Genomic DNA, 15,019 nt, shown 5'->3' with positions numbered 1-15,019 from the left:
ATCATCAGCAGCATGGCGCCGATGAACAGGTAGGTGGGCGCGGCGAAGGCCTTGCCGGACTCGCGGACGCCGCGCAGGTTCATCGCGGTGAGCAGTGCGACGAAGCCGACCGCGAGGAACACCCGGTGGTCGTCCAGGCCGGGGAAGGCCGAGATGATGTTGTCCACCCCGGAGGCAACCGAGACGGCGACGGTCATCACGTAGTCGACCAGCAGCGAGGCGGCCACCACCAGTCCGGCGTTGGGCCCGAGGTTGCGCGAGGCCACCTCGTAGGAGCCGCCGCCGCTGGGGTAGGCGTGCACGACCTGACGGTACGACAGCACCACGACCACCATCAGCCCCACCACCGCCGCCGCGATCCACGGGGTCAGGTAGAGGAAGGCGGTGCCGCCGACGGTCAGCACCAGCAGGATCTCCTGGGTCGCGTACGCGACCGAGGAGAGCGGGTCCGAGGCGAAGATCGGCAGCGCCAGCCGCTTGGGCAGCAGCGTCTCGCCCAGCTCCTCGCTGCGCATGGCCTTGCCGATCACGAGGCGCTTCAGCGCCTGGGGCAGATTGAACACACCGGCGAGAGTAGGACGCGGGGGTGATTCCCCGAAACGGGACGGAGTACCCCTCCAGGGCCGTGTTTCCGCAGGTAGGAGGGGGTTTCGGTAAGGTGACTGATCGTCAGGGAGGGTGTTAAGGGTCCGTCAAGGTCTGTACGCAGAATCAGGCCAAAGGGTGTATAGCGCTCAATTCGCCGAGCGCATCCGGAGCCGGAGGCGGCAGACCGTGGCGTCGGTGTGGCGCCGCAGGGCCCGGTCGATCACCGCCCCGCGCTGGTTCTGCAGCGCGCGCTGCCAGAGGTGGGCCGGCTCCACCTCGGGGATCAGCACCGTCACCCGGCGGCCCTCGCCGAGCCCGTTCACATAGGCCGCGATCGGCTGCCCGAGGCGGCGGTGCGGGTCGGTGATCTCCACCAGTTCGACGCCCGGCCGCCAGAGCTCCCAGTCCCGCCGCAGCGCCTCGGCGGCCTCCCGGTCCTCGCGGTCGGGGTCGGCCGGCACCACCGTGAAGGCGCGCACCTCGTCGCCGAGCGAGCGGGCGGTGGAGAGGGCCTCCCGGGTGAGCCGGGTGAGCGTGCCGACCGGGACCAGCACCAGGGACGGCGTGGCGGCGGTCAGCGGCCCCGGCACCCGGCCGAGTTCGAGCCGCGCGCCGATCCGGGCGTAGCCGCGGTGGACTGCCTCGAAGAGCAGGACCAGCAGCGGCAGGGCCAGGCAGATGCCCCAGGCGCCCTCGGTGAACCTGGTGCCGGTGACCACCACGGCGGCCACGCCGGTGAGCAGCGCGCCGAAGCCGTTCAGCACGGCGCGGGCGCGCTGACGGGCGATCAGCTGGTGCCGCACCATCCCGACCTGACAGATGGTGAAGCCGACGAACACCCCGATCGCGAAGAGCGGGACCAGCGTGTTGACGTCGCCGCCCGAGCCGGCCAGCAGGACGGCGGAGACCAGCGCCAGGAAGAGCACGCCGTGCCGGTGGACCCGGCGGTCGGCGCGCAGCGCGAAGACGTGCGGCAGGTGGTTGTCCCGGGCCAGCAGGTGGAGCAGGACCGGCAGGCCGCCGAAGGAGGTGTTGGCGGCCAGGCCGAGCAGGATCACGGTGGCGAACTGCACCAGGTAGAAGCCGAAGCCGTGGCCGAGTGAGGCGTCCGCCAGCTGGGCCAGCACGGTGACGCCCTCGACCGGCTGGAGGTGGAAGCGGCCGATCAGCACCGCCAGCCCGATCAGCATCACGCCCAGCAGGCCGCCGAGCGCGACCTCGGTGTGCTGGGCCCGCCGGACGGCCGGGGCCCGGAAGGAGGGGACGGCGTTGGCCACCGCCTCGACGCCGGTCAGCGCCGAGCAGCCGGCCGCGAAGGCCTTGAGCAGCAGCAGCGCGCCGACCGCGGTGGCGTTCTCGCCCAGCACCGAGGCGTGCCCGGCGGCCGCCTCGGTCGACAGCGGCGCGTCCCGGAACAGGCCGGCCATCACCAGCGTGAGGATCGCCAGCACGAACACCGCCGTCGGCACCAGGAACCAGCGCGCCGACTCGGCGATCCCACGCAGGTTCACCGCCGTCACCAGCGTCAGTACGCCCAGGCAGAGCCAGACCCGGTCCCCGTTCAGGCCGGGAAAGGCCGAGGTCAGTGCCGCCACCCCGGCCGTCACCGAGACCGCCACGTTCAGCACGTAGTCGATCACCAGCGAGGCGGCGGCGGTCAGCGCCGTGCGCCGCCCCAGGTGCGCCTTGGCCACCGCGTACGAGCCGCCGCCGTCCGGGAACGCCGCGATCACCTGCCGGTACGAGGCCACCAGCACCCCCAGCAGCACCGCGATGGCGACCGTCACCGGCAGCGTGAATCCCAGCCCGTACGACCCGGCCGCCGCGAGCACCAGCACGATCGCCTCGGGCCCGTACGCCACCGAGGCCATCGCGTCCAACGACAGCGCGGACAGCCCGCCCAGCGCCGTCAGCCGGTGCCGCTGCTGATCAGGGGGCTCCTCGGCCCCGGCCTCGGCCGGGGTGGCGACGGTGACGGACATGCTGGTCCTCCGGTGCGGCGGGATCGTTCCGTCCCGATCCTCGGCCCGCTGCCCGGCCGCGCCCCGTTCCCTGACGCTTTCCTGACGGCCCGGCAGCTTCCGTTGACGCCTCGTTGACGTCCTGGGCAGCCCGGCTGCTCAGCGGGTGCGGCCGTCCCGGACCACGATCTCGCGGTCGGCGTAGGCGGCCACCCGGGAGTCGTGGGTCACCAGGAGGACGGCGGCGCCGGTCTCCTTGGCGGTGGTGCGGATCAGCTGGAGGACGCGCTCGCCGCTGAGGGAGTCCAGGGCGCCGGTCGGCTCGTCGGCGAACAGCACGCGCGGCCCGGTCACCAACGCCCGTGCGGTGGCCACCCGGTGGGCCTGCCCGCCGGAGAGCTCGCCCGGACGCTGCCCGGCGGTGCCCTCGGCGCCGAGACGCTCCAGCCACTCCCGGGCCCGCGCCTCGGCGGGGCGGCGGCGCAGACCGGACAGCCGCAGCGGCAGCGCCACGTTCTCCAGGCAGGTCAACTCCGGTACCAGCTGGCCGAACTGGAAGAGGAAGCCGAAGTCGGTGCGGCGCAGCGCGCTGCGCTCGCCGTCCGAGAGCAGGTCCAGCCGCCGGCCGTCGTACTCCACGGCACCCGCGTCGGGCCGGACGATCCCGGCCAGGCAGTGCAGCAGGGTGGACTTGCCGGAGCCGGACGGGCCCATCACCGCGACCAGTTCGCCGGGGGCCAGCCGCACCGAGGCGTCGTGCAGGGCGGTGGTCGGTCCGTAGTTCTTGGCCAGCGCGGTGGCGCTCAGCAGGGCAGGGGTCACCTCCGCCTCCGTCCGGGTCTCCGCGGGCGCGGTCACCGCAGCACCTGCCCGCTCAGCTCGTCCAGCCGGGCCGCGGTCAGCTCCAGCCAGCGCAGGTCCGCGTCCAGGTGGAACAGCGCGTGGTCGCAGATCAGCTGGTCCGCCAGGTCCCCGCTCTCCTTGCGCCGGGTGAGCGCCCGCATCTGCCGCAGGTGCTCGGTCCGCTGGGTGTCCAGCACCTCCGCCGCCGGACGCCCCGTCAGCAGCGCCAGCACCACCTTGGCGTACAGCGTGTTCTGCAGGTACGGCTCCGGGCTCTCCGCCCGCCCCAGCCACTCACCGACGTCGGTGACCCCGGCCTCGGTGATCGCGTACCGCTTCCGCTCCGGCCCGTCCCCCGGCTCCACGCCCTCGACCTCGACCAGCCCGCTCTTCAGCAGCCGCGACAGTGTCGAGTACACCTGCCCGTAGTGCAGCGACCTGGTCCGCCCGAACTGCTCGTCATAGGCCCGCTTGAGGTCGTACCCGTGGCGGGGCTGCGACTCCAGGAGCCCGAGGAGGATCTGACCGAGTGACATGGTCCGCACTATACCCACGGTGTATAACCCGGCCGGATCGCCCCTGAGCACCGAGGGCGCGGCCCGATCGGGGAACGGACCCCGGGGTGCGGGGGCGGCAGGCTACGGTGGGCGGAGAGTCGGTCGGACCAGGGGGAGTGTCGTGCTCGATCCGCTGTCGGTGACTGCTGTGCTGACCGCCGTCGGGACGTCGATGGGCAGCGAGGCCGGGAAGGCCGCCTGGGTGTCCGTGGGCGGGCTGGCCCGGCGGGCGTTCGGGCGGGAGGTGGCCGCGCCGGTCGGGGCGGCCGAGCGGGAGGTGGTGGCCCTGCGGTTGGTCGAGCGGGCCGGGCGGGACCCGGAGTTCGCGGAGCGGCTCGGGGCCTGGGCCGGCGGCTACGCCGGGCTGGACGGTCACCAGCTGACGGTGCCTCGGCTGCTGCCGCCCTCGGTGCGCTTCTTCACCGACCGCAAGGACCCGCTGAAGGAGCTGGACCGGGAGGCCGACCGCAAGCCCGACGGCCGCCCCCGGATCGCCGTGGTGCACGGGCCGGAGGGCATCGGCACCAGCGCGCTCGCCGTGCACTGGGGCGTCCGCGAGGCCCGGCGCTTCCCGGACGGGCAGCTCTACCTGGACCTGCGCGGCGGCACCTTGGCCACGGCGCCGACCCCCGCCGCGCTGCTGCGCCACCTGCTGACCGACCTGGGCTGCCCGCCCGAGTCCGTGCCCACCGTCCTCGAGGACCTGCTGGACCGCTACCGGAACCTGCTGGCGGACCTCCGCCTGCTGCTGGTGCTGGACCACGCGCAGTCCGCCGCCCAGGTGCTGCCGCTGGTCACCGCCGCGCCGGGGGTCTTCACCGTGGTGGTGGCCCGTCGGCCGCTGGCCGGCCTGGACGCGGTGAGCGTGCCGGTCGGGCCGCTCTCCGAGAAGGACGCCCGGAAGCTGCTCACCGAACTGGCGGGCCGTCAGGCGATGGGCGAGGCACGGGCCGCACTGCCGGAGGCGCTGGCGCGCTGCGCCGGCTCGCCGTTCGCGCTGCGCGCCGTGGCCGAGCACCTGGCGACCGTCCCCGCGCCCCGGGCGGGCGATGCCGACGCCGTGCTGGTCGCGGTCGAGGACGCCTACGCCCGGCTGGGGCCGGAGGCAGCCCGGCTGTACCGGCTCTGCTCGCTGCGGCCGTGGTCGGCGATCGGCCCCGGGCTGGCCGCTGCGGTGGCGGGGAACTCCGGGGAGGAGGAGACGTCCGCGCTGCTGGAGGAGCTGGCCGGGCAGCGGCTGCTGGAGACGGTGCCGGACGGCCGGTACCGGTACCGCCCGCTGGTCCGGGCGCACGCCGAGCAGGCCGCCGTCCGCGAGGACGGGCTGGCCGCCGGCGCGGCGGCGGTCCGGCGAGGGGTGACGTGGCTGCTGCGCTTCGCGGTCGCGGCGGACCACGCGGCGCTGCCCAAGCGCTGGCATCTCGGGCCGCTCTACCGGGAGTTGGGCCCGGGTTCCTACCCCACCGAGGGCGAGGCGCTGGCCGCGCTCCGGGCCGAACTGGGCAACCTGGTGGAGGCCGCGCGGGCCGCGGAGGAGTTCGGACTCGAAGAGCTGGCCTGCCAGTTGACCGAGGCGCTGTGGGCGGTGCAGCTCAAGGCGGGCAGCCACGAACTGCTGCTCCCGGCGCTCCGGGCCGGTGCCCGTTCGGCCCCGGAGGGCACCGAGCTGGCCGGGCGGATGCACACCCAACTCTCCTTCGCCCTGGTGGAGTTGGGCCGCTACGACGAGGCCGAGACCGAGCTGATGGCCGCCGCCGAGGCCGAGCGGGCGGCCGGTCATCTGCGCGGGCAGGCCACCGCCGTGGAGTCGCTCGGGCTGCTGCGCCTGCGGCAGTGGCGCTGGGCCGAGGCCCGGGGCTGCTTCGAGGACGCGGCGGAGCTGCTGGCCGGGATCGGGCCGGGCGACCGCGGGGAGGCCGACCTGCCCAGGGCCCGGGCCCTGCTCCGCCGTCACCTGGGCCGGGCGCTCAAGGGCGCCGGGGAGTTGGCCGCGGCGGTCGAGGAGTCGACGGCCGCGCTGACCTGGTTCCGGGCCAACGGCGACGCCTACAACGCCGCCCGGACGCTGACCGAACTGGCCGAGGAGCACATGGACATGGGCCGCCCGGAGCAGGCCGCCCCGGCGGTGGAGGAGGCCCTCGCGCTGCTCACGGCCGAGGGCGCGGTGCTGCACCTGCCGTACCTGCGCGAGCTGCGCGGTCGGCTGGAGGGTCGTTAGCGGCTGCTCCGCTCCGTGACCCGGATGGTGTGGGTCGCGGTGCCGGTGCGGACGGTGAGGGGCGCCGGGGTCGGGCGGGCCAGTAGGGCGGAGGCCCAGGCGGCCGGGTCGGCGCCGCCGGTGACGGTGGTCAACTCGGCCAGCAGGCCGGAGCGGTGGCGTACCAGGCAGGTGTCCGGGCCGGTGACGTAGGCGGTGGCGGTGCAGGAAGGGAAGCGGGCCAGCACCTCGGCCGTCCAGGCGGCCGGAGAGCCGAAGCGGGGGTCGTCCGGGGCGCCGTGACGGTGGATCAGGTCGGCCAGCTCCAGGAGTTCGCGGTCGAGGGTGTCCTCGTGCACGGCGAGGTGATCCTCGCCCGGCCCGTCCGACGGGCGGCCGCTGTCCGCGACGCGGTGCAGCTCGACCACGCCGTCCGGCAGCACGTGGGTACGGACCCGCAACGGTGCGGTGGCGATGGGCGGTTCGTAGGGCGGCGGCACCAGGCGGTCGAGTCGGGCGGGGCCGGGCGGCTCGGGGAGTTCGAGCAGGCGGTAGCAGAGCTCGCGCAGCAGCCCGGCCGAGCGGCCGGGGGCGGAGGTGGTCAGCTCGGCCGGTCCGGGCAGGGGGCGGTGGTCGGCGAACAGCCGCTCCAGCTGCGGGAGCAGGGTGGCGTGCGGGTCCAGCCGCGGTGCCTTGCGGACGAAGTCGGCCACCGGGGTCTCCGGGCCGAGCGGTACGGCCTCGCCGGTGCCGAGCAGGACCGGGGTGCCGAGCGCGGCCGCGTAGTAGCTGACCGAGCCGAAGTCGCCGATCACCGCGTCCGCCGCCAGCAGGGCCTGCCGCCAGTGGTGGACCGGGTCGATCAGGGTCAGCCCGGCGCGGCGGGCGGCGTCCAGCCAGAGCCGCAGCTGGCCGGGGCCGTGGCCGTGCCAGATGTTGGGGTGCAGGACGGCCGCCAAGCGGTAGTCGTCCAACGGGAGTTCGGCCCGCACGCGGGGCAGCAGGAGTGGCAGCACGTCCACCGGGCCGCCGTCGCCGAAGAGCGACTCGGGGTTCCAGGTGGAGTTCAGCAGCAGGAGGCGTTGGCCCGGGTGGAGGCCGAGGGCGCGGCGGAAGCGGTCGCGCAGCGGGCGCTCGGCGAGCAGGCGGTCGTAGCAGGGGTCACCGGCGAGGACGGCGGTCGCGGCAGCCGGCGGGCAGGCGGCCGACAGGCGTTCGTACTGCTCGGGGTGGGAGAGCACCATCGCGGCCATCGTGGGGCGGCCGTCGGCGTCGAGCAGCCAGTGCGGGTCGAGACCGAAGACCGGCCGTCCGGTGTCCGGTGTCCGGTGTCCGGTGTCCGGTGTCCGGTGTCCGGTGTCCGGTGTTGTCAGCGTCTTATTGTAACCGACGCCGTGTGAGAGGACAGCCAACTTCCCTGGAATGGAGGAGAGTTGGCCGCCTAGGCTGGCGGTGAGCGCGAGGTCCACCGGAGTGGCGAGGGCCTGCTCCCAGGGCAGCACCGGCACCCCGAGTTCGGCGAACAGCTCCGGCACACCGGCCTGGAACGGCGAGGACCCGGTGCAGGTGGCGATCAGCTGCACCCGGAGGTCGTCGCGGAACAGCGGCATCACGTCGAGCAGCCGGGTGGCGGAGGTGACGTTGTGCACGACCAGCAGGACCAGCTTGGCGCCGCCCCTGGTCCGCCACCGTGCGGCCTCGTCCCCGACCGGGACCCGTACCCACTCACCCCGCCCATCGCCCACCCCCTCAACCTACCGTCGCGGGGGTGGGTGTGGGCAGGAGATCGCGGATCAGGCGTTCCTAGACCGACCGGCACATGGGGGGCAGCGTCGCGACGCCGGGGCACGCACCTCGACGGCTTCTCGTCAGTCGCCGATGCTCCGCATGGGCTCCCTCCTCGGCGCCGCCGAGGCACCTTTCGGAGCGGGGATCTGTCGTCTTCGACCCCAACATCCGTGCGCCGCAAGGGGCAAGGAGCAACGGGACGGTTCCGACCAAGGTCCGAGCCAGCCTAGGTCCGAAGACCTATCGGGCTTGTTGCACAATCAATGCAAGTACTTGAACCACTGCAACAAGAGACGGACCGAGGTAGGCAATGCCGGATTCACCCGTGGTGCTGGGCATCGAGTCGTCCTGCGACGAGACCGGCGCCGGACTGGTCCGGGACGGGGTCCTGCTCGGGCAGGCCGTGGCGTCCAGCATGGACGAGCACGCGCGCTTCGGCGGCGTCGTGCCGGAGATCGCCGCCCGGGCGCACGTGCACGCGGTGGCCCCCGTGGTCCGCGAGGCGCTGGACCGGGCCGGGCTGACCCTGGCCGACGTCGGGGCGGTCGCCGTCACCACCGGGCCGGGGCTCTCGGGGGCGCTCCAGGTCGGGGTGGCCGCGGCGAAGTCCTACGCTTTCTCGCTCGGCGTGCCGCTCTACGGCGTGCACCACCTGGCCGGCCACGTGGCCGCCGCCACCCTGGACGGCGGGCCGCTGCCCGACCCGTGCGTGGTGCTGATCGTCTCCGGCGGCCACACCTCGCTGCTGCTGGTCCGCGACCTGGCCCGGGACCCGATCGTCCACCTCGGGGACACCCTGGACGACGCGGCCGGCGAGTGCTTCGACAAGGTCGCGCGCATTCTCGGCCTGCCCTACCCGGGCGGCCCCGCGATCGACCGGGCGGCCCGGGAGGGGGACCGGAAGGCGGTGCGCTTCCCGCGTCCGCTGACGGGTGCTCAGGACGCCCCGTACGCCTTCTCGTTCTCCGGCCTGAAGACCGCCGCCGCCCGCTGGGTGGAGGCCCAGGAGAACCCGCACGTGCCGGACGCCGCGGCCGCCCTCCAGGAGGCGGTGGCCGACGTGCTCACCCGCAAGGCGGTCCGGGCCTGCACCGACCACGGGATCGGGACCCTGGTGGTGGTCGGCGGGGTGGCCGCCAACTCCCGGGTGCGCGAACTGGCCGAGCGCCGCTGCGCCTCGGCCGGCATCACCCTGCGCGTGCCCCCGCTGGGCCTGTGCACCGACAACGGCGCGATGATCGCCGCCATCGGCGACCTGCTGGCCCGCTCCGGCGCCGAGCCCGCCCCGGCCGACGTCTCGGTCGACCCCTCCGCCCCGCTGGAGTACGCCGCGCTGGTCCCGCTCGCCCACCGGCGCGTCAGGGCCGCCTGACGGTACGGTCGGCCCCGACGATCGAGCGACGATCTAGCGGAGGAGGGGCATGACCACCACGGTGCTGGACGCCAGGGCGCTCAACCGGGCGACGCTGGCGCGGCAGTTGCTGCTGGAGCGGGCCGAGCTGACGGTGCCGCAGGTGCTGGAGCGGCTGGTCGGGCTGCAGGCCCAGACGCCGCAGACCTGGTACGTCGGGCTGTGGAGCCGGATGGCCGCCGACCCGGCGGCCGAGGCCTCGGCGCTGCTGGCGGACGGTACGGCGGTGCGGATCGCGGTGATGCGCGGGACCATCCACCTGCTGACCACCGAGGACGCGCGCTGGCTGCGGCCGCTGGTCGACCCGGTGATCGAGCGCGGCACGCTGTCCGCCTTCCGCCGCAGGCTGGCCGGGCTCGACCTGGCCGAGCTGGCGGCCGACGGGCGGGCCGCGTTCGCCGAAGGGCCGCTCACCTTCGCCGAGTTGGGCAAGCTGCTGGCCGAGCGGCGGCCCGGGCACGACGGGGCGGCGATGGCGCAGGCGGTGCGGGCCGCGGTGCCGCTGGCCCAGGTGCCGCCGCGCGGGCTCTGGGGCCGCAGCGGGCCGGTGGCCCACCTGCCGCTGGAGCAGTGGACCGGGAAGGGCCTGCGGGCGGCGCCGGTGGAGGACCTGGTGCGGCGCTACCTGGCGGCCTTCGGCCCGGCCACCGTCAAGGACGTGCAGCAGTGGTCCGGGCTGACCAGGCTGGCCGAGGTGCTGGACCGGCTCCGGCCGGAGCTGGTGACCTTCCGGGACGGCGAGGGCCGCGAGCTGTTCGACCTCCCGCAGGCGCCCCGTCCGGACGGGGACGTCCCGGCCCCGGTCCGCTACCTCTACGACTTCGACAACCTGCTGCTCTCGCACGCCGACCGGACCAGGGTGCTGACGGTGGACTTCGCCGACCAGGGCTTCGCGGGCGTCAACGAGATGCCCCGCTCGGTCCTGGTAGACGGCACGGTGGCGGCCACCTGGCGGATCGAGGCCGGGAAGCAGGACGCGGTGGTGACGGTCCGTCCGTTCCGCCGGCTGACGGCCGCGCAGAAGCAGGAGCTGGAGCTGGAGGGCACCGCCCTGGCCCGCTTCCTCGCCCCGGAGGCCGGGCGGCACGAGGTCCGGACCACCGCTCCCGAGCCGGGCTAGCGGCACCTGACACTGTCCCGTCCGGACCATGGCGACCTTCACCGCCCGTTTACATACTCGGTGGTGCGCCCAACCCTCGACGACGAGGCGCCACAGGCACGTTGACCGGAAGAGGTGATGGTCGGTGCGCAGGGTGAGTGCGGCTGAGGGCTTCCTCGGTGCCGAGCCGTGGCGGGCGAACGGGCGCTGGGACGTGGTGGTGGTCGGGCTCCCGTACAGCGGGAGCAGCGCGGCCGGGCGGGCCGACCTCGGGCCCGGGATGCTGCGCAGCGTCTCACGGGCCGTCAGCCCGGGCCCGCTGCGCGGGCCGGTGCCGGGCTGGTACGACCGGGCGGAGCAGGAGCTGCTCTGCGCCGGGCTGACCTTCGCCGACGCCGGGGACCTGCGGATGGACCCGCTCAACGCCGGACAGGACCTGGACCTGGTGCCGGAGGTGCTGGAGCGGCTGCGCGGCACCTGCCGGCTGCTGGTGGTGCTGGGCGGCGACGACTCGCTGGGCTACTGGGTGCACGAGGGCTTCACCGGCGTGCTGGTGCACCTGGACGCCGAGGAGGACGCCCAGCAGCCGCGCTGCCCCTCCGGCCCGACCAGGGCCGACTTCGTCCGCCACCTGGAGCGGCTGGACGGGCTGCGGATCGTCCAGTACGGGCAGCGCGGCCTGGTGCAGGGCCGCCCCGAGCCGCCCGGCGACAGCCGGGACCTGGCCCGGGACGTGGCCGAGCTCAAGTCCCTGGTGGCGGGCTCCGGTTCGGCGGCCTGTGCGGTCTCGCTGGACGTGTCGGTGTTCGACCCCGGGGTGGTCCGGAGCGTGGCCGCGCCGCTGCCGGACGGGCTGACCGCCGAGCAACTGGGCGTCGCGCTGCGGGCGGTGGGCTCGGCGGGGGTGCCGGTGCGGCAGCTCACAGTGACCGAGTTCGCCCCGGAGGGCGCGGAGGGCGCGGCCGGGCGGCTGGACGCGATGCGGCTGGTGCAGCTGGTCGTCCGGGCCTGCCACGACTGGCTGACCTGAGCCGATACCCCGCCCGGCCGCTGCGGTGGTGGACCGCGGTGGTGGGCCGGCAACCGTCAAGTCCCGGTGCTGTGTGGCCGGTTCACCTCGTCCCGGACGGTGTCCCGAGGTCACGGTGGAAGGGCGCAGCCACCCCGGCTGCCGTTCGCCGAGGGACGAGGGTGCTGTGAACGAGTCCGCGCTGACATGGGGGAAGGCCCGGCGGCCGATGCGGGTGCCGGCGGCGGCGTACGCCGAGCCGGCCGACGACGTGCTGACCGAACTGGTCGCGGAGGTCTTCAGCCCGCTGCGCCGCAGGGACCAGCGCCGGAAGGCGGAGCAGTACCTGCACGGGCTGCTGCACGCCCAGGGCCGCAAGTCGATGCGCAACATCGCGGCGGCGCTGGCCGGGCCCGCCGCCGAGCAGAGCCTCCAGCACTTCATCTCCAACTCGACCTGGGACTGGCAGCTGGTCCGGGCCCGGCTGGCCCGCCACCTGGACCGGGTCTGCCCGCCCGAGGCCTGGGTGGTGCAGCCGATGCACATCCCCAAGGCGGGCAGCCAGTCGGCCGGGGTGGAGACCAGGTACGTGCCCGAGTACGGGCAGGTGATGAGCGGTCAGCAGGCCTTCGGCGTCTGGTTCGCCGACCGCGAGGGCTCCACCCCCGTCAACTGGCGGCTCCACCTGCCGCCGTCCTGGGTGGACGACCCGGTGCGGCGCGGCCGGACGGAGATACCGGAGGAGGTGACCGAGGAGCAGCCGGAGGCGTGCGCGGTGGCCGCCGTGGCCGGACTCCGGGGCTGGGGCCTGACCACCCGTCCGGTCCTGCTGGACGCCCGGCTGCCCGGGCTGCGGCCGGCGCTCGGCCGGCTGCGGGCCGAACACATGCCGGTGCTGGCCCGCACCACGGGCTCGGCCCGCTTCGAGGTGGCCGACCCGACGGTGCCGGGGTACGGGGCCGGGCCGGTGGCCGCGCAGCGGATCGTCGAGGCGGTCCGCGGGCTGCGGCGGCCGGTGGCCTGGACCGACCCGGTGGTGGGCTGGGGCACCCGCACCTCGCTGTACGTCCAGGTCCGGGTGCGGTTCCCGCAGGGCGGCGAGGCGGTGCTGCTCGGGGAGTGGCGCGATCCGCACCGGCCGCCGGCGCAGCTCTGGATCTCCACCCTCGCGGGCACCCCGGGGGAGGAGCTGGTGCGGCTCTCCAAGCTGAGCCGCCGGGTGTCCCGCGACGCGGCGGAGGAGGGCGGCCGGGTCGGCCTCCGCGACTTCGAGGGCCGCTCCTTCCCGGGCTGGCACCGCCACATGACCCTCGCCTCCGCCGCCCTGGCCGCCGAGACCCTCGGCGCCGCCCGCCGCCACTTCGTTCCACTGCCTTCCCGCCTGACGGCCTGACCGGCTGCCGCCGGGGGCCCGGGACGGGAAGGCTGAGGAGAGGGGTGGGTAGGGCGTCCGAAGGGAGCGGGACCCGTCGAGTCCGACCGGCTGCCGCGGCCTCGCTCCGCTCCCGTCCTGCCCGGCCGCCGCCGCTGGCCCTTCCCCGGTCGGCCCGCCGCCGGGCGGCTGCCGCCCCGGCTCAGGTGCCCAGGGCGCCGCGGGTGCGGTGGAGGCGGAGGGCGAGCTGGAGTTCCAGGGCCTGGGCGGGCTTCTGCCAGTCGGGGCCGAGGAGTTCGGTGATGCGTTCCAGGCGGCGGGAGACGGTGTTGGGGTGGACGTGGAGGGTCTCGGCCGCGTAGGTGGGGCTGCCGCCGGACTCGAAGTAGGCCAGCAGGGTGCGGGTGAGCTCGGTGAACCGCTGCCGGTCGTAGTCCAGCACCGGCCCGACGGTGGCGGCCACGAAGCCGTCCACGTCCCGGTGTTCGGCCAGCAGCAGGCCGAGGAAGCCCAGGTCGGCGACGGCCGCGCTGGTGCCGGTGCCGCCGAGGGCGCCGAGCGCCTCCAGGGTGCGGCGGGCCTCCTGGAACAGCCGGGCGAAGTCGGCCGGCCCCTGGCCGGGCCCCGCCGCGCCGACCGTGACGGGGTGTCCGATCAGCGGGGTGAGCTCCTCCCGGACGGCGCGGGCCGCCGCGCTCGGGTCCCGCCCGGGCAGCAGCAGCACCAACTGCCCGTCCCGGACGCACTTCAGGCCGCCGGTCCGGTGCGCGTACGAGGAGGCCCAGATGATCGCCCGGCCCGGCGCGCCGCCCTCCGGGCGGGCCACCACCAGGACGTGCGGGGCGTCCGGGTCCACCGACAACCGCCGCGCCCGCTCGCGGAGTTGGGCCTCGGGCCGGGGCGGGTCGGCCAGCAGGTCGTCCAGCAGCTCGTCACGGAGCGGCCCCTCGGCGACGGCCGCGCTGCGCAGCAGCACCAGCAGCAGGGCCACCGCCTGCGCGGTCAGGCAGAGCAGCCGTCGCCGGCGTTCGGCCAGCCGTCCGCCGGCCGGGCGGACCAGCAGCAGGCCGAGCCGTTCCGTCCCGGCGGTGACGGCGGTGGCCCAGACCCCGCCGGGCAGCGCGATCGGCCCGGGGGCGGCATGGGCGTCCAGGTAGGCGGCCACCAGTTCGCCCGGTGCCAGCCCGGCCGGGGTGCCGGCCCCGAGGCCCTCGAAGTCTCCGCCCACCGAGGCGAGTTGTTCCCCGCCCTCGCCGTGCACCGACAGCTCGCCGCCGAACGCCCCGGCCACCTCGCCGAGCAGGGCGTCGAGGTCCCGTCCGGCCAGCACCTGGTCGATCAGGCGGCTCTGCACGTTGCCCAGTTCGCGCACCTCGGTGAGGTTGGAGCGGGCCCGCGAGGTGTCCAACTCCAGTTCCAGCACCTCGGCCTGGGTGCGGTCGAGCTGCCGGGCCTTCTCGATCGCGATGGCGGCGAGGTCGGCCAGCGAGCTCATCAGGGCGACCTCGTCCGGGCTGAAGTACCGGATGCTGCGGGCGGCCACGTAGAGGGTGCCCAGGCTGGTGGAGCCGTGCCGCAGCGGCACCGTCATCATGGCCCGCAGGCCCTCGGCCCGGACCACCTCGTCCACCGGGTCGGCGTGGTCGAAGCGCTCGTCGGGCAGGTAGTCGGGCGTCCAGAACGGCGCCGAGTTGGCGTGTGCGAGCGCCCCCACACCCGAGTCCCAGTAGACCTTGAAGCCCACCGTCAGGGTGGTGGCGTGGCCGTCGGCGGTCCGGACGTAGGAGAAGCCGCCGGCCGGGTCGTGCAGGCTGATGTAGGACATGTCGAGGTTGAGCAGCAGCCGGGCCCGGCGGGTGATGACCTTGAGCAGTTCGTCCAGGTCGTAGGGCATGGTCAGGTCGCGGGCGGTGTCCACCAGGGTGGAGAGTCCGGCCTCGCGCTGCCGCCGGCGGCCGATCATCGAGTGGACCCTCAGGGCGAGTTGGCGGGCCTGCTCCAGGCGCTCCAGCTCGTCGGTCGGCACTCCGGCCCGCCGGGCGGCCCGGACCACCTCGTCCAGGTGCTCGGGCGGCGCCTCCTGGGCGAGCAGTTCCAGCACGGTGAAGGCGCCGTCCGGCACCTGGCCAGGTAACACACCATCCCTCCGGAGGGGTCGAGGGCCGATTTCCGCTCCCACCAGGGACGGTAGGTA

Annotated in this window: 11 protein-coding genes; 5 read left to right on the top strand and 6 right to left on the bottom strand. The window is 74.9% G+C overall.

Going from position 1 to position 15,019, the window contains the following annotated elements:
* The 4 genes from ACZ6ZR_RS34915 to ACZ6ZR_RS34900 form a co-directional block, all read right to left on the bottom strand.
* On the bottom strand, nucleotides 1-515 hold a 515-nt coding region (locus ACZ6ZR_RS34915; RefSeq protein WP_465649415.1), incomplete at its 3' end, for an APC family permease.
* Nucleotides 516-734: 219 nt separating this feature from the next.
* On the bottom strand, nucleotides 735-2,570 hold the full coding sequence (locus ACZ6ZR_RS34910; RefSeq protein WP_465649411.1) for an APC family permease: 1,836 nt from the start codon (nucleotides 2,568-2,570) through the stop codon (nucleotides 735-737).
* 138 nt (nucleotides 2,571-2,708) lie between these two features.
* Entirely contained in the window at nucleotides 2,709-3,371 is a 663-nt protein-coding gene (locus ACZ6ZR_RS34905; RefSeq protein WP_465649413.1) for an ABC transporter ATP-binding protein, read from the bottom strand.
* Between the two features lie 32 nt (nucleotides 3,372-3,403).
* Nucleotides 3,404-3,928, bottom strand: a complete 525-nt coding sequence (locus ACZ6ZR_RS34900; protein WP_396293030.1) for a PadR family transcriptional regulator — start codon at nucleotides 3,926-3,928, stop codon at nucleotides 3,404-3,406.
* Nucleotides 3,929-4,070: 142 nt separating this feature from the next.
* On the opposite strand from ACZ6ZR_RS34900, the gene ACZ6ZR_RS34895 reads away from it, so the two are divergent.
* The gene (locus tag ACZ6ZR_RS34895; RefSeq protein WP_465649409.1) at nucleotides 4,071-6,167 is read left to right on the top strand and encodes a tetratricopeptide repeat protein; all 2,097 of its coding nucleotides are present in this window, start codon (nucleotides 4,071-4,073) and stop codon (nucleotides 6,165-6,167) included.
* Here ACZ6ZR_RS34895 and ACZ6ZR_RS34890 read toward each other — a convergent pair.
* Entirely contained in the window at nucleotides 6,164-7,891 is a 1,728-nt protein-coding gene (locus ACZ6ZR_RS34890) for a hypothetical protein (RefSeq protein ID WP_465649407.1), read from the bottom strand. The two genes, ACZ6ZR_RS34895 and ACZ6ZR_RS34890, sit on opposite strands and share 4 nt — an antisense overlap.
* A gap of 353 nt (nucleotides 7,892-8,244) precedes the next feature.
* Between ACZ6ZR_RS34890 and tsaD the strand changes: the two genes are divergently transcribed.
* The 4 genes from tsaD (at nucleotide 8,245) to ACZ6ZR_RS34870 (ending at nucleotide 12,846) form a co-directional block, all read left to right on the top strand.
* Nucleotides 8,245-9,306, top strand: a complete 1,062-nt coding sequence (tsaD, locus tag ACZ6ZR_RS34885) for a tRNA (adenosine(37)-N6)-threonylcarbamoyltransferase complex transferase subunit TsaD (RefSeq protein ID WP_465649405.1) — start codon at nucleotides 8,245-8,247, stop codon at nucleotides 9,304-9,306.
* Between the two features lie 49 nt (nucleotides 9,307-9,355).
* Nucleotides 9,356-10,465, top strand: coding sequence for a winged helix DNA-binding domain-containing protein (locus ACZ6ZR_RS34880; protein WP_465649403.1), 1,110 nt, complete (start codon nucleotides 9,356-9,358; stop codon nucleotides 10,463-10,465).
* Between the two features lie 124 nt (nucleotides 10,466-10,589).
* Nucleotides 10,590-11,474: an arginase family protein gene (locus ACZ6ZR_RS34875; protein WP_465649401.1), complete on the top strand. Its 885-nt coding sequence runs from the start codon at nucleotides 10,590-10,592 to the stop codon at nucleotides 11,472-11,474.
* 166 nt (nucleotides 11,475-11,640) lie between these two features.
* Nucleotides 11,641-12,846, top strand: coding sequence for an IS701 family transposase (locus tag ACZ6ZR_RS34870; protein WP_465649400.1), 1,206 nt, complete (start codon nucleotides 11,641-11,643; stop codon nucleotides 12,844-12,846).
* 181 nt (nucleotides 12,847-13,027) lie between these two features.
* On the opposite strand, the gene ACZ6ZR_RS34865 is transcribed toward ACZ6ZR_RS34870, so the two are convergent.
* Nucleotides 13,028-14,962 carry a helix-turn-helix domain-containing protein gene (locus ACZ6ZR_RS34865; RefSeq protein ID WP_465649398.1) on the bottom strand — a complete coding sequence of 645 codons (1,935 nt, stop codon included), beginning with the start codon at nucleotides 14,960-14,962 and terminating at the stop codon, nucleotides 13,028-13,030.
* Nucleotides 14,963-15,019: the final 57 nt, after the last annotated feature.

Source organism: Kitasatospora sp. NPDC088742 (genome assembly GCF_055584905.1).
Note: the sequence above shows the minus strand (reverse complement) of the source record. Positions and strands in the feature narration are given on the sequence as shown.